General features: G+C 69.8%; 15 protein-coding genes. 10 read left to right on the top strand and 5 right to left on the bottom strand.

Annotated features, from left to right (window positions below):
• The first annotated feature begins 194 nt into the window (after positions 1-194).
• Both WMF19_RS31355 and WMF19_RS31350 read left to right on the top strand, forming a co-directional pair.
• Positions 195-1,718 carry a sugar ABC transporter ATP-binding protein gene (locus tag WMF19_RS31355; protein ID WP_437893748.1) on the top strand — a complete coding sequence of 508 codons (1,524 nt, stop codon included), beginning with the start codon at positions 195-197 and terminating at the stop codon, positions 1,716-1,718.
• The gene (locus tag WMF19_RS31350; RefSeq protein WP_437893747.1) at positions 1,715-2,815 is read left to right on the top strand and encodes a sugar ABC transporter permease; all 1,101 of its coding nucleotides are present in this window, start codon (positions 1,715-1,717) and stop codon (positions 2,813-2,815) included. Before WMF19_RS31355 ends, WMF19_RS31350 begins: the two co-directional genes overlap by 4 nt.
• 377 nt (positions 2,816-3,192) lie before the next feature.
• On the opposite strand, the gene WMF19_RS31345 is transcribed toward WMF19_RS31350, so the two are convergent.
• The 4 genes from WMF19_RS31345 to WMF19_RS31330 form a co-directional block, all read right to left on the bottom strand.
• Complete coding sequence (locus tag WMF19_RS31345; RefSeq protein WP_437893746.1) at positions 3,193-5,124, bottom strand: ABC-F family ATP-binding cassette domain-containing protein; 1,932 nt, start codon at positions 5,122-5,124, stop codon at positions 3,193-3,195.
• Positions 5,125-5,334: 210 nt separating this feature from the next.
• Positions 5,335-8,526: a CARDB domain-containing protein gene (locus WMF19_RS31340; RefSeq protein ID WP_437893745.1), complete on the bottom strand. Its 3,192-nt coding sequence runs from the start codon at positions 8,524-8,526 to the stop codon at positions 5,335-5,337.
• A 389-nt stretch (positions 8,527-8,915) separates the two neighbouring features.
• Positions 8,916-9,758: an ABC transporter ATP-binding protein gene (locus WMF19_RS31335; RefSeq protein ID WP_437893744.1), complete on the bottom strand. Its 843-nt coding sequence runs from the start codon at positions 9,756-9,758 to the stop codon at positions 8,916-8,918.
• Between the two features lie 127 nt (positions 9,759-9,885).
• Complete coding sequence (locus tag WMF19_RS31330) at positions 9,886-11,670, bottom strand: SUMF1/EgtB/PvdO family nonheme iron enzyme (protein ID WP_437893743.1); 1,785 nt, start codon at positions 11,668-11,670, stop codon at positions 9,886-9,888.
• 102 nt (positions 11,671-11,772) lie between these two features.
• On the opposite strand from WMF19_RS31330, the gene WMF19_RS31325 reads away from it, so the two are divergent.
• Together WMF19_RS31325 and WMF19_RS31320 are read left to right on the top strand one after the other, a co-directional pair.
• On the top strand, positions 11,773-12,558 hold the full coding sequence (locus WMF19_RS31325; RefSeq protein ID WP_437893742.1) for an aldo/keto reductase: 786 nt from the start codon (positions 11,773-11,775) through the stop codon (positions 12,556-12,558).
• Between the two features lie 32 nt (positions 12,559-12,590).
• Positions 12,591-13,547: an NAD(P)-dependent oxidoreductase gene (locus WMF19_RS31320; RefSeq protein ID WP_437893741.1), complete on the top strand. Its 957-nt coding sequence runs from the start codon at positions 12,591-12,593 to the stop codon at positions 13,545-13,547.
• Positions 13,548-14,062: 515 nt separating this feature from the next.
• Here the strand turns inward: WMF19_RS31320 and WMF19_RS31315 are convergent.
• Positions 14,063-14,206 (bottom strand): hypothetical protein, encoded by a 144-nt coding sequence (locus tag WMF19_RS31315; protein ID WP_272094423.1) that lies wholly within the window; start codon positions 14,204-14,206, stop codon positions 14,063-14,065.
• A gap of 123 nt (positions 14,207-14,329) precedes the next feature.
• Here WMF19_RS31315 and WMF19_RS31310 point away from each other — a divergent pair, with 123 nt between their 5' ends.
• From WMF19_RS31310 to WMF19_RS31285, 6 genes are all read left to right on the top strand, one after another.
• Positions 14,330-14,818 (top strand): hypothetical protein, encoded by a 489-nt coding sequence (locus tag WMF19_RS31310; protein ID WP_437893740.1) that lies wholly within the window; start codon positions 14,330-14,332, stop codon positions 14,816-14,818.
• A 74-nt stretch (positions 14,819-14,892) separates the two neighbouring features.
• Positions 14,893-15,903 (top strand): hypothetical protein, encoded by a 1,011-nt coding sequence (locus tag WMF19_RS31305; protein ID WP_437893739.1) that lies wholly within the window; start codon positions 14,893-14,895, stop codon positions 15,901-15,903.
• A gap of 9 nt (positions 15,904-15,912) precedes the next feature.
• Positions 15,913-17,895: a tetratricopeptide repeat protein gene (locus tag WMF19_RS31300; protein ID WP_437893738.1), complete on the top strand. Its 1,983-nt coding sequence runs from the start codon at positions 15,913-15,915 to the stop codon at positions 17,893-17,895.
• Between the two features lie 194 nt (positions 17,896-18,089).
• Complete coding sequence (locus WMF19_RS31295; RefSeq protein ID WP_437893737.1) at positions 18,090-18,932, top strand: sialate O-acetylesterase; 843 nt, start codon at positions 18,090-18,092, stop codon at positions 18,930-18,932.
• 9 nt (positions 18,933-18,941) lie between these two features.
• Positions 18,942-20,399 (top strand): MBOAT family O-acyltransferase, encoded by a 1,458-nt coding sequence (locus tag WMF19_RS31290; RefSeq protein ID WP_437791829.1) that lies wholly within the window; start codon positions 18,942-18,944, stop codon positions 20,397-20,399.
• 9 nt (positions 20,400-20,408) lie between these two features.
• Complete coding sequence (locus WMF19_RS31285; protein WP_437893736.1) at positions 20,409-21,716, top strand: alginate O-acetyltransferase AlgX-related protein; 1,308 nt, start codon at positions 20,409-20,411, stop codon at positions 21,714-21,716.
• The last annotated feature ends 1 nt before the right edge of the window (position 21,717 follow it).

The raw sequence follows: 21,717 nt of genomic DNA, 5'->3' as shown, positions 1-21,717 counted from the left end.
CGGGGGCTCTCATCCACTCTTCGCCCCCCGCGCTTCCCAGGGAACACGCGTGACGCGCGCCGCGTGACCCGCGTCGCGCGTCACGCGGCGACCCGAGCGCCCAGCTCCTCTTCGCGCTTCCAACAAAGTGCTTGCATCGCAGGCCCCTCCCAGGCGAACGTGGCCGCGCGCTGACGCCCCTTGCGCCCAGGACAATGCCTCTCCTCGAGCTCGCATCGATCACGAAGCAGTTCCCCGGGGTGAAAGCCCTCGATGGCGTCTCGTTCGACCTCCAGGAAGGCGAGATTCACGCCCTCTGCGGCGAGAACGGCGCGGGTAAGAGTACCCTCATCAAGATCCTCTGCGGCTACTACCCCGCAGGCACCTACGGCGGCGAGATCCGCTTGAACGGCGGCGTCGTGCAGTTCAGCAGCATGCGCAGCGCCGAGGAGCACCGCATCGCGCTGATCGCGCAGGAGCTCGCGCTCGTGCCTGATCTCACCGTCGCCGAGAACCTCGTGCTCGGGCGCGAGCCCGTCCGCGGGGGGCTCATCGACTGGGACGCGGTGCGGGCCGTGGCACGGGAGGCGCTCGCGCGCGTCGGGCTCGACATCGATCCCGAGCGTCCGATCAAGGAGCTGGGCATCGGCCAGCAGCAGATGGTCGAGATCGCGAAGGCGCTGCTCAAGGACGCGAAGATCCTCGTCCTCGACGAGCCCACGGCGGCGCTCACCGAGTCTGGCGTGAGGACGTTGCTCGGCCTGCTCCGCGACCTGCGCGCCCGCGGCGTCTCCTGCATCTACATCAGCCACCGGCTCGAGGAGGTCTTCGAGATCGCCGATCGCATCACGGTCCTCCGTGACGGGAAGTCGATCACGACCCAGCCGCGGACCGCGCTCACGCCCGACAACGTCATCTCGTACATGGTCGGCCGCGAGGTGACGAACCTCTATCCCTGCCCCCCGCCGCCGGAGGGCCCTGTCGCGATGTCGGTCCAGGGCTGGTCGGTCGAGGACGCGGGGCACCCCGGGCGGTACGTGCTGCGCGACGTGAGCTTCGAGGTGCGCGCCGGCGAGGTGCTGGGCGTCGGCGGCCTCATGGGCGCCGGCCGCACCGCGCTCCTCTCGACGATATTTGGCGCTGCAACGAGCCGCGTCACCGGCGCGATCTCGGTCCGAGGCGGGCCCGCGACGCCGCCGTTCAAGGAGCCCGCGCAGGCGATCGACGCGGGCATCGCGCTCGTCAGCGAGGATCGCAAGCGCTACGGCCTCGTGCTCGAGGCGACCCTCCTCGACAACATCACGCTCGCTACCCTGCGGCGGTTCGTCAAGGGGCTCTTCCTCGATCACGCCGATCGGGAGGTCACTGCGGTCGAGCAGATGAAGGCGCTCCGGACCAAGGCGTCTGGGCCGCTCGCGCTCGCGAACCAGCTCTCGGGCGGCAACCAGCAGAAGATCGTGATCGGCAAATGGCTGATGACGGGGCCGCGCGTGCTGCTGCTCGACGAGCCGACCCGGGGAATCGACGTCGGTGCGAAGGCGGAGATCTACCAGCTCATCCACAAGCTCGCTTCGGATGGGCTCGCGGTGGTGCTCGTGTCCTCCGATCTACCGGAGCTGCTCGGCATGAGCCACCGCGTGCTGGTCCTCAACCAGGGCAGGCCGACGGCCTGCCTCGATCGGAAGGACGCGACCGCGGAGCGCGTGATGGCTGCTGCAACGAGGAAGGTGACGGAATGAGCGAGGCCAAGCTTCGCGTGCGTATCCCCTGGCGCGCCCTCTCGATGGTGGGCTCGCTCATCGCGATCTGGATTGCCTTCTCCATCACGACGGATGGGACGTTCGTGACGCCGCGCAACCTGACGCTCCTCGCGCGGCAGATGTCGGTGACCTCGATCCTGGCCATCGGCATGGTGATGGTCATCGTCTCGGGGCAGATCGATCTCTCGGTGGGCGCGCTCGCCGGTCTGCTCGGCGCCTCATCGGCGATGATCTACGTGAGCCTCGGCTGGCCGCTGCCGGCCGCCTTCGTCCTGCCGCTCCTGCTGGGGGCCGTCCTTGGCTTCGTGCAGGGCGCCCTCGTGGCGCGGCTGCGGATTCCCCCCTTCATCGTCACGCTCGGCGGGATGCTCATCTTCCAGGGATCCATGCTCGGCTTGACGGGCGGTGTGTCCATCTCGCCGGCGCGTCCTTACCTGTTCGTGGGCCAGGCGTACGTGCCGCACGCCCTCGGCTGGGCGGGCGCTGGCGTCCTCTGCGTCGGGCTGCTGTACAAGGCGGTGCGCGCGACCGGCTCGGCGCGCTACCCGTGGATCGGGCTCGCCGTGTTCTCCGTCGCGTTCGCCGCCCTGATGAACTCCTACGAGGGTGTCCCGTTCCCCGTGCTGGTCGTGCTCGTGCTCGCCACCGCGTTCACGGTGCTCGCGAAGCACACGACGTTCGGGCGGCACCTCTACGCGATCGGCGGCAACCGAGAGGCGGCCTTCTACTCCGGCATCAGCATCGATCGTCACCTCATCGCCGTGTTCACGCTGATGGGCGTGATGGCGGGCATCGCGGGCGTGGTGCTCACCGCCCGCGTCGGCTCGGCGACCTCGGACGCCGGCCGGATGATGGAGCTCGACGCGATCGCGGCCGCCGTGATCGGCGGCACGTCGCTCCTCGGCGGTCAGGGCACCATCTGGGGCGCGCTGCTCGGCGCGCTCGTCATGGCCTCGCTCGACAACGGCATGAGCCTGATGAACACGGAGAGCTTCTGGCAGCCGATCATCAAGGGCATCATCCTCATCCTGGCCGTCGGCATCGACATGGCCAGCCGCAAGACAAGAAGTCACTGAGCGACGGCTCACCCGCTTCGGATACGGGCCCACCTCGACGTTTTCGGTGCTCAGCGCACTTGAGTGCGCTTCCGCGCCGAAAACGCCGATCTGGGCCCGTCTCCTGTGCGGGTGAGCCGCCGCTCGCGTCGCCAAGGGGAGCCGCCGCGTGCTGAGCGGGTCATCAACAGAGCACCGGTAGGCCCCGGGAGAGGGGGTCCGCCGCGCGGCGCGGGGGATGGGCCGATGTTTGAGCCTGAGACGATGATCCTCCGGCGAAGCCGGAGGATCATCGTCTCAGGCGAGTTCGGCGGGGCCCCCGCGCCGCGCGGCGGACCCCCTCTCCCGGGGCCGGGCAACCCGGCAGGACCTTCGGACCGGGGCAACCCGGCAGGACCTCACTGCGGCTGCGCCACCCCGAGCTCCGCGATCTCCTGCTCGAGCTGCTCCCACTCCGCCATGAGCGCGTCGATGCGCGGCCCGAGCGCCTCGTCCTCGGCCTGGAGCGCCGCGATCTCGGCCTGTCCGGTGCGCTCGAAGAAGCCGTCGCTGCAGTAGAGGTCGTGGATCGCCTTCTTTCGCGCCTCGGCCGCCTCGATGGCCGCGAGCACCTTGTCGCGCCGCGCGGGCAGCTCCTTCTGCCGGTTGCGACGCCGCTTCTGCTCTTCCCAGGAGCCGCCCGCCTCGGCCGGCGCGGCCGCCTTCTGGTGGTCGCGCTTCGCCTTGAGCACCACCGTGTCGGCGTCGAGGTGATCGTCGCCGCAGCCGGCCAGGTACTCCTCGTAGGTGCCTGGGAAATCGCGCGGCCCGCTCGGCGTGACCTCGAGGATGCGCGTCGCCAGCTCGGACACGAAATAGCGATCGTGCGAGACGAAGAGCACCGTCCCCTCGAACGCCTTGAGCCCCTCGACGAGCCCCTGGATCGCCTCGAGATCGAGGTGATTGGTCGGCTCGTCGAGCACGAGCACGTTGGGCCGCTCGACGATGATCCGGCAGAAGATGAGCCGCGCCGCCTCGCCGCCGGAGAGCGAGCCCACGCTCTTCTCGACGTCGTTGCCAGAGAACAGCGCCTTGCCGAGCTGGCCGCGGACGTAGCTCGGCGACTCGTCGGGGCACGCCGCCCACAGGAAGGAGAGCGGCGTCATCGACCCGTCGACGAGCAGCTCGCGGTGATCCTGGGCGAAGTAGCCGACGCGGGCCTCGTGCCCCCACGACGCGCCGCCGGCGTCGGCCGCGAGCCGGCCCACGAGGATCTTGAGCAGGGTCGATTTGCCGAGCCCGTTCGGCCCGATCACCGCGACCCGCTCGCCCCGCCGCACCGACAGCGAGACGTCGCGCAGCACCTGCTTCGCGCCGTACGATTTCGAGATCCCCTTCGCCTCGAGCACGTCGCGCCCGCTCGGCCTCTGGACCGCGAACCGGAACACCGGTGAACGCCGCGACGTGTCGGCGAGCTCCTCGACCTCGATCTTCTCGATCTGCTTGAGCCGGCTCTGCGCCTGGCGCGCCTTCGTCGCCTTCGCGCCGAACCGCTCCACGAACGCGCGCTTGTCCGCGATGATCTTCTCGGCGCGGGCGATCTCGGCCTGCTTGCGCTCGCGGATCGCCTGCTTCTCGACGACGAACGCCGCGTAGTTGCCCGTGTAGAGCGTGATGGTCTCGTAGTCGACGTCGAGGACGTGCGTGGCGACGTTGTCGAGGAAGCGCTGGTCGTGGGAGATGACGACCGCGCAGCCCTTGTAGCCGGCGAGGAACTTCTCGAGCCAGCGGATGGAGAGGATGTCGAGGTGGTTCGTGGGCTCGTCGAGCAGCAGCACGTCCGCGCCGCCGAGGAGCACCTGCGCGAGCAGCACGCGCAGCTTGAAGCCGCCCGAGAGCGTGGAGAGCGGCCTCCGGTGCGCCTCCACGGGGATGCCGAGCCCCTCGAGGACGGCGCTCGCGCGCGCCTCCAGCGTGTACCCGTCGTGGGCGCGGATGCGATCCTCCAGGTCGGCCACCCGGCCGGCGTCGCCGCCGTCCTCCGCGAGCCGCCGCGACTCGACGAGCGCCTCCCACACGACGCGATCACCCATCATCGCGAGATCCAGGATGATCTGGTCGTCGCTGAGGAACCGGTCCTGCCGGAGCACACCCACGCGGGCGTCCTTCGGGAAGCTGACGCTCCCGTCGCTCGCGGGCTCGTCGCCCGCCACGATCTTCAGGAAGGTGGTCTTCCCCGAGCCGTTCGCGCCCACCAGGCCGTAGCGGGACCCGGCGTTCAGCTTGAGCGACACGCCCTCGAAGAGGGTCCGATCACCGAATGATTTTGCGAGGTTCGAGGTTCCGAGCATGGCGCTGTGGGGGCTTGGGTCGCGGCGCGCGGGGCGCGGGGCTCCGCGCGCCGGGGCGGCGCGCCGTCAGCGGCGCGGCGGGGCGCACAGGCATAGCACCGCGCTCCGGGCGGGAGCCTGTGTTCGTGCGTCAGCGCGGCGCGCGGCGCGCGACGCCGGCGTGGCGCGCGCCTGGCCGGCGGGGAGGCCCGCCGGCCGGACGCCGGCGCGTCAATTGATCTCCGGGCACAGGAGCTTGTCCGAGGCGGCGTCCTTGTTGTTCCCGTCGTTGCACTCGTCGATCGCCCCGTCCGGATCGACGACGGCGTAGATCAGGATCGACAGGTTCGACGGGAACTTGTCGATGGTGGCGGTGAGATCCACGCTCGCCCCTGGCGCGATCGGCCCCGCGATGACCTCCTCGTGGAGCACCGTCCCGCCCTGGCCGGGATCGCCCGCGTAGTACCGGATCCGCACGTCGCTGGCCGGCGCGGAGCCGGCGTTGGTGACGGTCGTCGGGACGTCGACCTGCTTCCTGTTGCACTTCGCGCCGGTCACCCGGCCGATCTCGATCTGGAGGTCCGGGCGCGCGCTGCCGGCGTCGAGCGGCGCGGTGAGCGCGTTGTTGTCCTCGTGGCACTCGCGCTCGACGGCGTCCTCGTCGACGACCGCGCGCAGGCGGGCGGGCAGCGTCCCCTGCGCGTTGTTCGCGGCGTCGTACCTCACCGTCAGGAGCAGCGAGCTGTGCGGCTCGATGCTGCTCTGGAGGACGAACTGCAGCGGGGCGAGGTCCTCACCGTAGAGCGGCTCATCGACGTCCGGCGTGTCCCACTCGCCGTAGAAGTTGATGGCGACGCCGGGGCCCACGCGGAGATCGCCGAGGTTCTCGACGCGCACCGTGATGGCGATCTCGTCGGTGAGCTCGCCGCATGTCGCGTCCGGGGACGAGACCTGGATGCCGCTCAGCGCGAGATCCGGCGCGATGCCGTACGACCGCGGGTTCGAGCGGTAGGTGTTGTAGACGCGGCCGCCGTACGCCTTCCAGCTCTCGGGCTCCCGCACGGGGATGCCGCCGTTCTCGAGCACGTTCGTCACGTGGTAGCTGTGCTGGTTCCAGATGCGGCGCGCCGAGACCCAGAGGTCCTTCTGCGCGCCCCAGACCTCGAGGCCGTTGTTGTAGTCGGCGCCCTCCGAGCAGTGGTTGGACTCGTTCGAGGTGCCGAACACGATCTCCGCGTTGCCGTCGTTGTCGACGTCGGCGACGATCGGGTACTCGGACCGGGTGCGGCTCGGCGAGTGCTCCTTGAACAGGACGTCGGCCGTCACGCCGTCGTAGATGCGGAAGTAGCACTCGTCGTTGTAGATGACCTCGGCGGCGCCGTCGCCGTTGAAGTCGAACACGCTCGACCCGGTGGTGCGGCTCGAGTCGTCCTCGGTCAAGCGCTGCCAGCCGTTGTGGTAGCAGACGCAGGTGCCCCGCTGCTGGTTGCACGTCGCCGCGCCCGGGGCGCCGCAGTCCTCGTCGGTGGTGCACGGCTTCCCGTTCGGGGTCCGCGGCGGGTTGCCCTGGAGCCCCGTCCCCGCGTCGGTGAACGCGTTGGGCCACGCCGGGCACTCGGCCGTCGGCTCCTGGAGATCGAACATCATGTAGCGGAGGCCGAACGCCGTGCCGACCTCGGGGAAGCCGTCGCCGTCGAAGTCGTCCACGTTCGGGGCGCCGCCGTCGAAGGTGGTGCCCTCGGCCGTCATCACCTGGTGGCGCTGGATGGTGCCGTTCTGCCCGTTGAGCACGAAGAAGTGCCCGTTGTTGAACAGGATCACCTCCGGGCGCTGATCGAGCGGGTTGTTCGGCCCGGGCGCGGCGGCCTGGTTGCGCCCGAGGATGTCGGCCACGGCGCAGAGGCCGTCTCGCTGCGCGTTCGGGATCTGGGCCGTGCCGTTGACGATCTGCCCGTCCCAGAGCTCGAGGAGCCTCCCCTCGCAGAACGCCGTCGCGTCCTCGTTGGCGTAGGGCGGCGTGCACCCGGCCCTGCTCGTCACGCCGGCCGGCGGGCGGGGCAGCCGGTAGGCGGTGCTGCCCGCGACGATCTCCAGCCGGGGGTCGTCGTCGAGGTTCGCGACGCACGCGATGGGCCCGAGCCGGTTCTGCTGGTTCGACGGTGACCCCTGTACCCCTTGAGCCTTGTCGCCCTTGAAGTGGTCGACGATCGAGAGCTCGCGGGTCGCCTCGTCGACCCGCAGCGTGAACACGTGCGGCCCGACCACGATCTCCGGGAGCCCCTCTCCGTCGATGTTGGCGAGCGCGGGCGACGGCTCGTTGTAGCCCGTCCAGATCTCGTTCATGAGGACCTTGGTCTCGCCCGTGTTGCTGAAGATCTGGAGCCCTGTCTTCGTCACCTCCGTGGCCCCAGACCCCGTCACGACGGCGGTGATCGCGACGATCTCGGGGACGCCGTCGCCGTCGAGATCGCCGACGGCCAGCCCGGCGGTCGGCATCAGCGTCGCGTCGGCGCAGGCGTAGGGCGCGTCGATGGGGTCGCCTTCGTGCCAGACCTGCGCGCCGAGCACCGCGAAGTAGTTCTCTCCCTTGCGGGGCCCGCCGCCGTGGATCGCCCGGAGGACGCCCTGCTTGCCGAAATTCGAGCCGCAGAACGTCGTGAAGATGATCTCGGGGAAGTCGAGCTCGTTGATGAGCCCGTCGCCGTTGTCGTCGTCGAGGTTGGCGACGAGCGGCGTCATGACGGTCTGCGCCGAGGTCTTGAACGGGCTGTTGGCGGCGTCGGAGTTGGCGCGGTTCTGCCCTCCCCACTGGATCTCGTTCTGCGGCAGGGCGCCCGCGAACGGCTCCGGAGGCAAGAGGCACGTGGGCGCGGCGCCCGTGCCTGCGCAGGAGCCGACCTCGCAGGCGGCGTACGTCGGGCAGTCCCAGTCGTCCTCGCAGGGGCAGCTGGCGTGCCCCGCGCCGTCGTCGGTGCACGTGCTCTCGAAGTAGGCCTCTCCGCCGCACGTGAAGAGCTCGCTCGTCGTGCTGCCGTTCGACACGCACAGCCGGAGGCTGTCGCCGTCGCACGTCCGGGCTCCGGCCGTGCAGGCGTCGACGACGCAGATGGTGCCGTTGCAGAACTGGTCGACGGCGCACTGGAGGTCGCTCTCGCAGGCGATATCGACGCAGCGCGCGCCCGCATCCGGGGGCGTCTCGCACACCTCGGTCGCGTCGCAGGTGAGGTCGTCGCACGTGTTGTTGACGCAGGTGCCTTGTCCGTCCTCCTCCTCGCAGTGCTGGTCCGCCCGGCAGCTCACGCCCTCACAGCCAGTCCCGCCGCCGGCGCCGCCCGAGGCGGCCATCGACCCGACGAACCCGCCGCCATCGCTCGAGCTGCTGCTCGCGCCGCCGTCGCCCCCGCCGCCATCGCCGGGCGGCATCACGACATCCGGATCGCCGCCGCAGGCGGCTACAGCGAACAAAAACCAAGGAAGGGCGCGGGGAAGCAACCGCCGGGGGCACGTGGGCATGAGGCGATTGTACGAGCGCGCTGTCGGCATGGAAGCGCGTTCGCGCGCGGGATCGTGCGGCGAGTGGGAGCTCTGCCCACGATCGGCGTCGCTCGCGGCGGCGGTCAGCGGCAAGCGGGGAGAGTAGAAGCGGGCCACGCGGGCCGTGGGGACGGCCGCGGTGGGGGCGGAGAGCTTCGGTGCACGGAGGGTATTGGAGGTGACCTGGGTGCGACTGCCGATCGCGCTGCCCACGCTCGATAGCGGGAGTGTCGTGCAGCGCCGGAGTCCGACAGCGCGCTAGTTCCGCCCGCGGGGCCTCACGCCCCGCCGCTCTCCAGCGCCTCTTGCAGCGCGCGCACCTCGCGCGCGAACGCGGGCTCGGTGCGCAGCGCGGCCGTCCGCTCGTCCGGCAGCGCCAGCGTGCGGTCGGCGACGACGCGCGCCGGCCGCGGGGACAGGACGACGGCGCGCTCGGCGAGGTAGGCGGCCTCGGTGATCGAGTGCGTCACGAAGAGCACCGTCATGCCGAGCTCGGCCCAGAGCGCGCGGAGCTCGTCGTCGAGCCGGCTCCTCGTGAGCTCGTCGAGCGCGGCGAACGGCTCGTCGAGCAGGAGCAGCCGCGGGCGCGTGACCAGCGCGCGGGCCAGCGATACGCGCATGCGCATGCCGCCGGAGAGCTCGGCCGGGTAGCGCGCGCCCGCGTCGGCCAGGCCGACCTGGACGAGCGCGGCCCGCGCCGCCGCGTGGCGCTCGTCGAGCGGGGCGCCGGCGAGCTCGAGCGGCAGGGCGGCGTTCTCGAGGACGCTCCGCCAGGGCAGGAGGTGGGCGTCCTGGAAGACGTACGCTAGGGGCGCGCGCGCGCCGCCTGCGCCGCTTCCGCCGCCCCGCGCCTCCTCGGCCTCCACGACGGCCGCGCCGGTGTCGGCGCGGTCCAGCCCGGCGACGAGCCGCAGGAGGGTGGATTTGCCGCACCCGGAGGGCCCGAGCAGCGCGACGAACGCACCGGGCGCGATGTCGAGATCGATGCCGTCGATCGCGATCACGCCGGGGGCGCCGTCCCTCGGCCCGCGGCCCGCGTCGTCCAGCACCGGGAAGACGCGCCGGACGCCGGTCAGCCGCACGCGGACGCCGCCGCTCGCCCTGGCCTTGTTCGTCTGCATCTGCGCCCGGCGTTCTATCCGCGCCGCCGCCGGTTGACCAGGCGCTCGTGCGCCGCGCGCCGCGCCGAACAGCCGAGCTCGCGCCGAGCAGCCGCGCGCGCGCCGAGCAGCCGCCGCGCCCGCGCCCTCAGCTCGCCGATGCCGTTCGCACGCAGCGGAAGCCGCCGCCGGCGAAGCGGTAGTGCGCCTCGAAGCTCGTGCGCGCCCAGGTGCGGAGCGACTGCGCGCCGTACATCCACGAGCCGCCGCGCATCACGAGCAGCGGCCGATCCGAAGGCCGCGTGTTGCGCGGGTTGTGGGAGGGGCCGTCCGCGTAGAAATGCGGATCGTCGTAGTCCTCGCACCACTCCCACACGTTGCCGGCGAGGTCGAGGATGCCATACGGGGAGGCGCCCCCCGGCAGCGAGCCGACGGGCACCGTCCCGCCCTCGCGGTTGTCGTAGTTCGCGCGCGTGGGCCCGGGCTCGGCGCGCCCCCACGGGTATTTGCGGCCGTCGGCGCCGCGCGCGGCCTTCTCCCACTCGGCCTCGGTCGGCAGGCGCTTGCCGGCCCAGTTGGCGTAGGCCCGCGCGTCGTCCCACGACACGTACACCACCGGGTGGTCCTCGAGGCCCGCGGGGATCTCGCCGCGCCTGAAATGGGCGAGGAGCCGGCTCGCGTCGTCGTCGTCGGGGCGATACCCGGTCACGTCGAGGAACGCCTTGAACTGGCGGTTCGTGACCGGCGTGCGATCCATGTAGAAGGCGTCGACATGGACCTTCCTGCGCTGCTGCCCGCTCAGGAACGGCCCGCCCGGGACGAGGATCATCTGCTCGCCGGTCTTCTCGCGGACCGTCGGCGCGAGCTCGCGCCCATCGGACGAGGGCCGCGACGGGGCGGGCGAGAACTCCGAGAGCGCCTCGTCGAGCCGCGCCCGGAACTCCGCGCACGACGCCGGCCTCCCTGCCGGATCCTTCGACAGCGCGTCGAGCACGAGCCGGTCGAGGGCCGGCGGGAGGTCGGGGCGCAGCGACGAGGGGGGCGCCGGGGCGTCGGCGACGTGGGCCATCATCACGGCGAAGTGGTTGGGGCTGTCGAACGGCACCTGCCCTGTCGTCAGCTTGTAGAGCGTCACGCCGAGAGAGTAGATGTCCGAGCGCCTGTCCGCGGCGTGGGGGCTCTTCACCTGCTCGGGCGACATGTAACAACACGTCCCGAGGAACGCGCCGCTCAGCGTGTACGTCGTCCCCTCCAGGATCTTGGCGATGCCGAAGTCGACGATCTTGGGGGAGAGGCCGTCTTTCCCGGTCGTGACGAGGATGTTGTCGGGCTTCAGGTCGCGGTGGATGATGCCCATGCGGTGCCCCTCGTCCATCGCCTCGAGGACGCCGCCGAACAGCGCGCGGATCTCCTGGAAGGGGATGCGCCCGCGCCACCGCTCGAGGTGCCTCACCAGCGTCGACCCGTCGACGTACTCCATGACGATCGCGAGCAGGTGATCGCGCTCGACGAAATCGTAGACGGCGACCACGTTGTCGTGGCTCCAGGAGCGGAGCACCCGCGCTTCCCGCGCGAACCGCCGCCGGATCTCCGGGTTGCCGCAGAGGTTCGAGTGGAGGCATTTGACGGCCACGACGCGCTCGCGCGCCCGGTCGTAAGCGCGGTAGACGACGCCCATGCCGCCCTCGCCGAGCGTCGACTCGATGCGATAGACGCTGATCTCCGTCCCGGGCAAGAGCCGCACCGGCGGCAGCGGCAGGGAGGTTGGCGGCAGCCCGACGGCGCCGGGCTGCGTCGCGGGGAACGCCGTCGGGGCGAGGGCAGGGCCGGGATCCGGGGCGGTGACGAGCCGGCCGCACGAGGGGCAGAAGCGGGCGTTCTCCGGGAGCGGAGCGCTGCAGCCGGCGCACCGGGGAGGCGAGTCCTGGCCCATCGGTGGACCGGGAGTCTCGCACAGGTCGGGGCGGCCGTGGGCGGCGAATGTGCGGCGCGCCGGAGCCGGTGACATCGACGGAGGTGATGGTAGATCCGGCCCATGGACGACTGGCTCCACCGCGCGCCGACCGCCTTTCACGGCAAGCGCATCTTCCGGCTCGGGCTCGCGGCGAACTACGGCATCGACGAGGGCGGGGTGCGCGCGGCGATGGACCGCGGCGTCAACCTCTTCCTCTGGACGGTGCGCTCGGGCGGGCTCGGCAACCCGCTGCGCGAGGCGCTGAAGGGGCGCCGCGACAGCGTGGCGGTGGTCGGCTTCGCGCAGGCCGGCTGGTTCGGCTGGGGCGTGCGCCGGGGCGCCGAGAAGCTGGTCCGGGAGCTCGGGACCGACCACCTCGATGTCTATCTGCTCGGCTGGCTCGGCGTCGGGTCTGCCTGGACGAGCGCGACCGAGCGCGAGCTCGTTCACCTGCGCGAGAGCGGCAAGGTGCGGGCGCTCGGGGTGAGCATCCACGACCGCGCGCGGGCAGGCAGCCTGGCCGAGTCGTCGCCGCTCGACCTGCTCATGATCCGCTACAACGCCGCGCACCCCGGCGCGGAGCGTGACATCTTCCCGCGCGTGCGCGACGCGAAGCCGAGCATCCTCGCCTACACGGCGACGGCGTGGCGTCGGCTGCTGAAGCAGCCGAAGGGCTGGGATCGCCCGGCGATGACGGCCGGCGACTGCTATCGATTCCAGCTCTCCAGCCCGCACGTGGATCTCGCGCTGACGGGGCCGAAGAGCCGCGCCGAGGTGGAGGCGAACCTCGACGCGCTCGCGAAGGGCCCGCTCACCGCCGACGAGGAGGCGTGGATGCGGGAGTTCGGGCGCGCCGTGCACGGGTGAGGGGGGAGGCGTCGGTGGATCGGCTGATCATCGTGAGCACCGTTGTTCTGCCGGCGGAGGCGGCGCGCTCGCTCTCGGAGGGCGTCGCGCCGCACGCGCTCGAGCTGGCCGCGGCGCGCTCCGCGAAGAACCTCGCCGTCGTCGAGCCGGATCCGCTCGTCCTGGGCGCCGAGGTCGTCTTCGGCCAGCCGCACCCGGATGACGTGTGCGCGGCGCCGCGGCTCCGCTGGGTGCACCTCAGCACCGCGGGGTACGCCCGCTACGACGTGGCGGCCGTGCGCGCCGCGCTCGCCGCCCGCGGCGCCGCCCTGACGACGAGCAGCGGTGTCTACGCCGATCCCTGCGCGGAGCACGCGCTCGCGTTCCTGCTCTCGGCCTCGCGGCGGCTGCCCGAGTGCCTCGAGAACCAGCTCGGCCCGCGCGCCTGGCCCGACGCCTCCGTGCGGTCGAGGAGCGCGCTCCTGCGCGGCCGGCGGGTGCTCCTCCTCGGCTTCGGCGCCATCGGCCGCCGCCTGGCCGAGCTGCTCGCCCCGTTCGATGTGGATCTGCGCGTCCTGCGCGCCCGCCCCCGCGGCGGCGAGCCCTTCCGCGTGGTCGTGAGGGAGGAGCTGGGCGACGCGTTCGCCTGGGCGGATCACGTGGTCTCGAGCCTGCCCGAGGCCGAGGGCACGCGGCGGCTGGTCTCGGCCGCGCTGCTCGCGCGGATGCGGCCGGACGCGTGGTTCTACAACGTCGGCCGGGGCGTCACGGTGGACCAGGCCGCGCTGCTCGAGGCGCTCGAGGCGCGCCGCATCGCGGGCGCGTACATCGACGTGACGGATCCCGAGCCGCTGCCGCCGGAGCACCCGCTCTGGCGCGCCCCGGGCTGCACCATCACGCCGCACACAGCCGGTGGGCGGCGCGAGGAGCCGATGGCGCAGGTCGAGCATTTCCTGGCGAACCTGCGGCGGTTCGAGCGGGGGGAGCCGCTCGTGGACCGGGTGATCTGAGGCGGCGGCGCGCGCCGGGCAGTGGGCAGCGCGTCACTCCAGCTGGATCTGATACCGAGGCAACGGGTCTCTGCTCGTCCCCTGCAGCCACGTGGCGTCGTGCCGCCACGCGCCGTTCCTGCGCGGACCGGATCCCGGCGTTGACGGCGGCCTGATAACAGAGGAGCTGTGCGATGAAAAAGCTCCCGCCGGCCTCCGTGATGAGCTCATCGCGACGCGTGAATCGGATGTTCGCCGCTTGCTCTCTTTTGATGATCAGCTCGGCGACCTTGACGTCCTTCTGGCGATCCATCTGGATGATCCGGAATCGGCCGGAGAGGTCGGGCAGCGCCTCAATGAACGAGCTACCGATCGGGTTGATCCCTATGAGGGTCACCTTGGCCTAAGGCCGCTCCTGATCCGCGAGGATCTTCATACAGTAGCCGGCGCAGAGCGAGACAAGGGGCGCGTCGGCGTGCCGCGGGCACACCTCGCCCGCCGGACGTTGATCTGGCCCGGGATGTTGTCGCGATGCGCTACGCGGCGTCGCCGAGCGCCTTATGGCGCAGGACGGTGTTCTTCCAGTACGGCGGTCCCCGGTCGGGTGAGCGGCCAGGAACGTCGGTCGGCTCGCCGAGCGCGGAGAGGAAGCGGGCGATGCTGCTTGGCTCGGTCACCATGGCGGCTCTCGCGCACCCCGCCGTAAATTACCAGCGGTAGTGCTGCCCTCACGGTGGAAAGATGCCGACAGCCTGGAGCGATCTCCGGCGTGGGTTGCTTCATCTCCAGAATCGGCGCTTGCCTTGTTGCAAGATCAACCTTTCTCGCCCTATTCTGCGACGATGATGCATTCAAGCCGACGCCAGTTTGGTCGCCAAGCGTTTATGAGCGTGCTGCTGCTCGCAATAGCCGGTGTCGAGCGGAGCGCCCGGGCGGACGGGGTCGCACCCCTGGAATTGACGGCAAAGCTCGTCGAAATTCCCTCCAAGATGCCCCCCGATGACCTGTACGATTACGCCTACGTGATGCGCTACCAGGTCCAGGGCGGGCCGCTCGACAAGCAGTTCATCCTTGTCGCGCACTACAAGCCGCTCGTGCCGCGCTCCAAGATCAAGGACAAGATGAAGGAGCAGGTCGGCGGCAAGCTGCGCAGCTTCAACCAAGGCGACGTTCACCAGATGAAATTGACGGCTGATCTGAAAGCCATCTGGAAAGGTGCACTCGTAGACGAATATGCCGCTACGGATCGCGGGAGCGTTCGCTATTGGTGCCTCCAAGTCGACCCAGCTTGACCTTGCGCTCGGGAGAAACTCGATTGAACTTCAGACGACTACGTGTCCCGGGCGCCTGGCTGGTAACATGTGGTTTGGCCGCGGTCGCCAGCTTTCCGTTCATTGCGGCCGAGCGCGCGGCTCGGCAAAACGATGTGCGAGTGGCCCGCCTGGAGGCGACCCTCGGCGAGCGAGGCGACGCGCTCGCCGAGCTCGGACCAGCGCTGTCTTTACGAGTTTCACGGCTGGAAGGCCTGCTCTCGAGCTGGGAGACGATCGGCGGCTGCGGAGCCGGTGCCTCCACGGGCGCGGGGGGCGGAATCAAGTGGATCGGCCACAGCGTGACCGGGGGGCTATTCGAGCAGCAGACACTCGGCACGTACACGCACCTGGACGACGGCTACAACCTCAGCCTCAGCCCTCAAGTTTCGCGTAATTTGAACGAGAAATGGAATGTGGGGCTCGTGGTTCCGCTGCTCTACAAGTACTACCGCGACTACTACGGCCTGCCCGTGGACATCTCGAACTCCGGCGTGGGTGACGTCGCGGGGTTCGTCACGCGGCGCTTCGGCGAGATCAACTCCACCAGCCTGACGTTGCAGGTCGGTGTCCCGACCGGCGTGCACGACGCCCAGTACAAGAACGACTATCTCACGCAGGAAAAGCAGCTTGGCCTTGGCAAGGTGAGCGGCAGCCTGACGCTCGACCATACGATCGACAAGACGTGGGGGCTGATCGTGCTGGGCGGCTCGTTCGGCTACCGCGGCGGGGAAAACGAGCTGGGCAACTACCGCGCACCGGCGGCCGCGATCTACGGCTACTCGGGCTATTTCTGGGGGCCGCTGGTGCCGTCGCTCGGCCTGTCGCTGTCGCATTTCTTCGGTGCGGATCGTGACCGTGGGCTTGACCAGGAGGTGCAGCTGTGGGCAGTCACCGGCACGCTCGCCGTGGAGTGGTCGAACGCCTGGCTGGCGATCCTGGGGGGCGTGTCGCTGCCGCTCGGCTGGGACAAGCGCGGAGTCGTCGACGGCGCCGAGAGCAGCAGCCAGGGCGCGAGCCTGCAGCCGTGGACGGCAGGCATCGGCTTCACCGTCTCACCGTTCTGAGAAGTGGTCATGTTGCCCGTCGCCGCCCTGCTCCGCCATCGCACGCCGCTCGTCGCGGCGTTGCTCGGCCTGGCTGCGGCCTCGACGGGGCTCGCGCCTTCGGCCGACGGTGACATCTGGTGGCACCTCGCGGCAGGTCGCGAAATGGTCGCTCGGCGTGGGCTCCTGTTCACCGATCCCTTCTCGGTCAGCGCGCAAGGGCGTGCCTGGGTCGACGTGCACTGGCTTTTTCAGCTCGCGGTGTACGCGGTGCACCAGGCGGTCGGCCTCGTCGGGCTTGTTCTGGTCAAGTGCGCGCTGATCGGCCTGGGCGCGGGCTTCCTCTACTTCGCGCTCGAAGCGCGGCGCGGCTCGTGGGCGAGGGGGCTCCTCGTGACGTCGCTGGTCGGCGGGCTCCTGGCGGCTCGCTCGCTCTTGCTCGTCCGGCCCGTGATAGGCACGCTCGTCCTGCTCGCGTTCTTCTGGTTCGCGCTCGAGCGCTTTCGGCGCGACGGCCGGGTCCGGCACCTGCTGGTGTTGCCCTTGGCGCAGCTGGTCTGGGCGAATTTCCAGGGCCTTTCGGCGCTTGGCCCCGCGGTGATCGCGGCGTACGCGGTGGCGGCGCTCGGCTGGGCGAGCTTTGGCCAGACGCGTGCGTGGCCGTTTGCGCGCGAACACGCCGGTGCGCTGGCACCGTGGGCCCGGGTACAGCAGCTGTTCGCGACGCTAGGGGGGTGTTTGCTGGCGACGTGTCTCACGCCGTTTGGCTTGCGCGGCGCAGCGTTGCCGGCGCTGCTGCTCGGGCGCTTGTTGCCCGGCGAGCACCAGGTCTTCGCCCACGACGTGGCGGAGAACCTGCCGCCCTTCGAGCTCGAACGCCTGTCAGACGGCGAGTTCTGGCACTTCAAATGGTGTTTGGCCCTGCTCGCTCTGTCCGTGCTCCTGGCCGGGCGCCGCTTGAGACTGAGCCATGCGCTGCTGCTGCTCGGCTTCGCCGGGCTGGCGTTGATGAGCAACCGCAACGTGCTCCTGCTGTACTGGCTCGGGGCGCCGATCTTCGCGGTCAATCTGGCCCCGGCGCTCCGGCGGCTTTGTGTCTCGAGCTTTCGCCGCGCGGGCGTGCGCGTGGCGGTGGGTCTCAACGCGGCGCTTCTGAGCGCGCTGCTGCTCGTCTCGGCATCGGCGGCGGCGCGCGAGCCGCCGCTGGCGGATCCGAGCCCGTTCCGGGTGCCGGCCGAGAGCGCTGCGCGCCTCGACGCGCTGCCCGGGGGCGACGTCTTTGCGGCCGATCATCACGGAGGCTACCTGATCTGGCGGCTCTATCCGCGGTTTCGGCCGTACATTGACACCCGGCTCGTGTTGCGCACCGCCGACGAGTATGCCGAATACCTGAGGCTCGCGGACGAGCCAGAACGTTTCGAAGCGTTTCAGGCGCGTCATTCGTTCGCCTACGTGGTCTTGCCGGTGATGTTCCCCGAACGCTACCAGCGCTTGATTGGCCACCTCTACGCGAGCGCTGATTGGAAGCTACTCTACACGGACGGCTCGGAGGTGCTGTTTGCTCGCCGCGACCTTGCGCCCGGCGTCGCGGAGCAGCCGGTCCGTGAAGCCAGCGAGACGGATCGCACCTTGGTCCAGCTGGGGCAGCGCTTCGCGGATTCCCCAAAGGTGCACGCCGCGGCACGTCTGAGCCTGGCCACGTTGCACGGCGTGCTCGGTCAGTTCGAGCAAGCGGAGCGTACGCTCGCAGGCCTCGACACGCCGCAAGCCCGGGCCCTCGAAGCGCGTCTTCGCTTCGCGGCGGGTGAGCTCGATGCCGCCGAGCGGCTCGCCCGGCAGAGCCTGATTTCCCAGGACGACGACGTCGGGAGCCTGAATCTCATGGCGTTGATCGCCCTGCGAAGGGGCGAATCGGCGCAAGGCCTGGGCTTTCTACGGCGTGCCTTGCGCGTCCGGCCTTTCGACCCCGAAGCGACGCGGATTTTGGTGAACTTGGAGGAGAGTCGACGATGAAACCACTTTTCAACGTGAGCCTGTCCAGGTCTCGGTGGGCGCTCGTTTCCTTGTTCGCGCTGGTCGGCGGGCTCGCCTGCGGGGTCGCCGAGCATCCGCACGACACGCAGTCCGTCGGGACGGGGGACGACTTCGGGCCTTCGAGCGGCGCTGGAGCGGGGACCACCACGGGTGGAGCTTCGGTCGGCGGTGCCATGACCGCGGCGAGCGGGAGCGGTGGCGGCGGGAGCAGCGGGACCAGCGACGCGGGGGCCGGCGGTGGGCCGGCGCCTTCGGGCGTGACCATCAACCTTGGAGGCGTTGACGTCCCGAGGGAGCGCGCGATCGCCTTCATTCACATCGGTCACTCCAACATGGCCGGTCGCGCCACGAGGCCCCAGAGCTCACGCCCGTTCCATTTCACGGAGACCCATCCGCACGCCTTCATGTACCACCCTGGCTCGGCGCCGGAGCTCGCGATCGAGCCGAAAACCGCCGGTGACACCGACGCCGGCGGGCCGGGTACGGCGCTGGTCAAGGAAGCCGCGATGCTCGCGCCCGACAACTATTTCATCTCGCTCGGATTTGGGTGGCCCTCGGCCTACTGCTCCCAGTTCATTCCGGGCGGCCTCTACTACGACAAGCTGATCGCCGCACCGAAGGCTATCAAGGGGCGGGTGACCTTCGGCGGTATCTTCATCTATCTCGGGATCACCGAGCGACACGGTACTGCCGCCGATCGCTCCGGTTTTCCCGAATGCATCAATACTCTCGTGACCGCCATTCGCAACGACGTCGGCGAGCCCACGCTGCCTGCATTGATGAACGACTACGAGGTGGAAGGCTCGGGCGAGTTCGTTGTCGGCGGCGCCGTGGCGACCGCCATCCGTCCCGAGATCGAAAGGTGCCCGAGCGTGGTGTCGAACTTCGCGCTCGTCTCGGCCGAGGGTGTGGGAATGCAAGACGACCATCACTTCAATCTGGACGGCCATCGCACCTGGGTGCAACGAGCGCTCGCGACGATGAAGGACAAGGGCTGGCGCCCGTGGGCCCCGTGAGCCGCTGAGATGGTCTTTTCCAGCCATATCTTCCTGTTCTACTTCTTGCCGCTGGTACTGGCCGCGTACTACGCCCTGCCGGGCCGGGCCCGCACGGCCCTCATCGCCGTGTCGAGCTACGTATTTTACGGCTGGGCGAACCCGAGCTGGGCCGTGATCATGTTCTTCGGCTCGAGCGTCGACTACGTGTGCGGCCTCTTGCTTCTGAAGATGTCACGGCTGCCCGACGTCGACGGCTTGCCGCCCGTGATCGGTCCCGAGGTCGTGCGGACCCGCCAGATGAAGCTGGTGCTGGCGACGTCCATCGTCACCAACCTCGGGCTGCTCGCGGCGTTCAAATACACGGGCTTCGTCGCCGAGAACATCAACGCGCTTGGCGCGCTCTTCGGCAGCTCGACGCAGATCGTGCCGGTCTTGCACGTCGTTTTGCCGGTGGGCATCTCCTTTTACACGTTCAAGGCGATGAGCTACGCCATCGACGTGTACCGCGGCGACGCCCGACCGATGCGGCGCTTCACCGACTACATGTGCTTCGAGGCCTTCTTCCCCGACCTGGTGGCGGGCCCCATCATCCGTTATGCGGCGATCGAGGAGCAGATGCGCGTGCGCCAGCACACGCTCGAGAAGTTCGCGCGCGGCGTCGCGTTCTTCTCGCTGGGGATGGGCAAGAAGATTCTGCTGGCCAACCCGATGGGGCACATCGCCGATACGGCGTTCGCCGGTGGCGCCAAGCACTTCTACGACGCGTGGTTCGGGCTGGTAGCGTACGCGTTCCAGATTTACTTCGATTTCTCCGGCTACTCAGACATGGCCGTGGGCTTGGCGCTGATGCTCGGCTTCGTCCTGATCCAGAACTTCGACTCACCCTACAAGTCGCGCAGCATCACGGAGTTCTGGAGGCGCTGGCATATCAGCCTGTCCACGTGGCTGCGCGACTATTTGTACATCCCGCTCGGTGGCAACCGCAAAGGCCCCTTGCGCACGTACGCCAACTTGATGGCTGTCATGTTGCTCGGCGGGCTCTGGCACGGTGCCAGCTGGAACTTCGTCATCTGGGGCGGCATCCACGGTGGCATGCTCGGGGTGGAGCGCAGGCTCGGTAAAGCTCACCCGCTGCGCCGCCTGCCACCTGCTGTCGGCGTCGCCTTCACCTTCTTGATCGTGTGCTTGTCGTGGGTGTTCTTCCGCGCCAAGACGCTCGAGCAGGCGGTGACCTACCTGGGCTCGCTGTTTGGGCTCGCCGCCGTTTCGCCGGCGGCGGACGTCGTGGCGGGCGCATTCCACCCGCGGTACTACGTGGGGCTATTCGCCTTGGCCGCGGTCGTGATCTTCGGCATGCCCAACAGCTGGGAGCTCACGCGGCGCTTGTCCTTGCCACGTACCGCGTTCGTGACGGCCACGATGGCGCTCGCGACGTTGATGATGTGGACGCAGACCATCAACCCGTTTCTGTACTTTCAGTTCTGAGGCCGCGCGATGCAAAGTACCTTGCCTCCCTCGTCCTCCGCCATCGAACGCAGCGGCGGTCCGACCGACCCCACAGGCGACGAGCAGCTGCGCCGCGGTATCATCGCGACCGACGTGAGTCGCGGCGCGGCCTGGCTGCTCACGCTGCTGTTTCTGGGGGCGATCTACGCTGTTCCGCTCGCGCAGGCCTACCTCGAGAAGAGCGAGGGTGAGGAATCGCCTCTCGCGGATCTGGTGCGCCGCCCACCGACGGCCGAGAACCTGCGTCAGCTCGAGAAGGGCATCGAGGATGCCTCGTACGCCAAGTCCTGGGTCCAGCCCCGCGTGCAGCTTCTGCTCACTCGTCTAGGTCGTGTGGGCAACAAGCTCGCGGTCGTCGGACACGGCGGCTGGCTCTATTACACGCCCGGTGTGCTGCACGTCGGCGGGCCCGGATTCCTGGAGCCCGAGGTGCTGCGGGGCCGCGCCAGGGAAGCCCTCGACGCAGGCCAGGAGCCCATCCACCCGGATCCGCGACCCGCCATCTTCGCGTTCCAGCAAGCGCTCGCGCAACGCGGGATTCGCCTCGTGCTCCTGCCGATGCCGGACAAGGCTGGGATCGAGCCGGGTCCACTTCTTGGGCGTGATGGGCGCGTCGAAATGGCGCAGAATGTCGACTACGACCGCTTCTTGAGCGAGCTCCGAGCAGCCGGCGTGGCCGTCCTCGACGCGCGCCGCAGCGTGCCTGAGCCCCGTACCGAGCCGCTTTTCCTGGCTCAAGACACGCATTTTACGCCCGGCTACATGGAGCGCATCGCCGCCGACCTCGGCCAGCTCGTGATCGGGCTCGGGGTGTTGCCAGAGCTGGCCGAGAAGCCCGTGCTGCGCGGCGTTCCGCAGCCGGCTTCGCGCGTCGGTGATCTGGTCGACATGCTCAAGCTGCCCGACGACCAGAGCCTGTTTCAAGCGGAGAGCGTGGTCGTGCACCAGGTGCAGGACGCGGCCGGCACCCCCTGGGAGCCTGACGAGAGCGCCGACGTGCTCCTGCTCGGCGACAGCTTCACCAACATCTTCACGCTCGAGGGGATGGGCTGGGGCAATGCGTCGGGCCTGGCCCCGCACCTGGCCCTGGCGCTTGGTCGCCCCCTCGACGTGATCGCGCAAAACGACTCCGGCGCCTTCGCTACGCGCCAGGCGCTCGCGCGCGAGCTGAAGGCCGGCCAAGATCGCCTGGCGGGCAAGCGCGTGGTGGTCTGGGAGTTCGCTTCGCGCGAGCTGTCGGTCGGAGATTGGATTCCGCTGGATCTCCCGACTCCCGAGCCTGCGGGGGCTCCGTAGG

It is taken from the genome of Sorangium sp. So ce124 (assembly GCF_051525235.1).
GTDB classification, from domain to species: Bacteria; Myxococcota_A; Polyangia; order Polyangiales; family Polyangiaceae; genus Sorangium; species Sorangium atrum.
The sequence above is the reverse complement of the archived record's forward strand: the minus strand, read 5'-3'. Positions and strand labels throughout refer to the sequence as shown.

Excerpts from the sequence above, each read along its gene's own strand:
- WMF19_RS31340 (WP_437893745.1), bottom strand. The coding sequence starts at position 8,526 with ATGCCGCCCGGCGATGGCGGCGGGGGCGACGGCGGCGCGAGCAGCAGC.
- WMF19_RS31290 (WP_437791829.1), top strand. The coding sequence starts at position 18,942 with ATGGTCTTTTCCAGCCATATCTTCCTGTTCTACTTCTTGCCGCTGGTA.
- WMF19_RS31335 (WP_437893744.1), bottom strand. The coding sequence starts at position 9,758 with ATGCAGACGAACAAGGCCAGGGCGAGCGGCGGCGTCCGCGTGCGGCTG.
- WMF19_RS31295 (WP_437893737.1), top strand. The coding sequence starts at position 18,090 with ATGACCGCGGCGAGCGGGAGCGGTGGCGGCGGGAGCAGCGGGACCAGC.
- WMF19_RS31285 (WP_437893736.1), top strand. The coding sequence starts at position 20,409 with ATGCAAAGTACCTTGCCTCCCTCGTCCTCCGCCATCGAACGCAGCGGC.
- WMF19_RS31350 (WP_437893747.1), top strand. The coding sequence starts at position 1,715 with ATGAGCGAGGCCAAGCTTCGCGTGCGTATCCCCTGGCGCGCCCTCTCG.
- WMF19_RS31315 (WP_272094423.1), bottom strand. The coding sequence starts at position 14,206 with ATGGTGACCGAGCCAAGCAGCATCGCCCGCTTCCTCTCCGCGCTCGGC.
- WMF19_RS31325 (WP_437893742.1), top strand. The coding sequence starts at position 11,773 with ATGGACGACTGGCTCCACCGCGCGCCGACCGCCTTTCACGGCAAGCGC.
- WMF19_RS31300 (WP_437893738.1), top strand. The coding sequence starts at position 15,913 with ATGTTGCCCGTCGCCGCCCTGCTCCGCCATCGCACGCCGCTCGTCGCG.
- WMF19_RS31355 (WP_437893748.1), top strand. The coding sequence starts at position 195 with ATGCCTCTCCTCGAGCTCGCATCGATCACGAAGCAGTTCCCCGGGGTG.
- WMF19_RS31330 (WP_437893743.1), bottom strand. The coding sequence starts at position 11,670 with ATGGGCCAGGACTCGCCTCCCCGGTGCGCCGGCTGCAGCGCTCCGCTC.
- WMF19_RS31345 (WP_437893746.1), bottom strand. The coding sequence starts at position 5,124 with ATGCTCGGAACCTCGAACCTCGCAAAATCATTCGGTGATCGGACCCTC.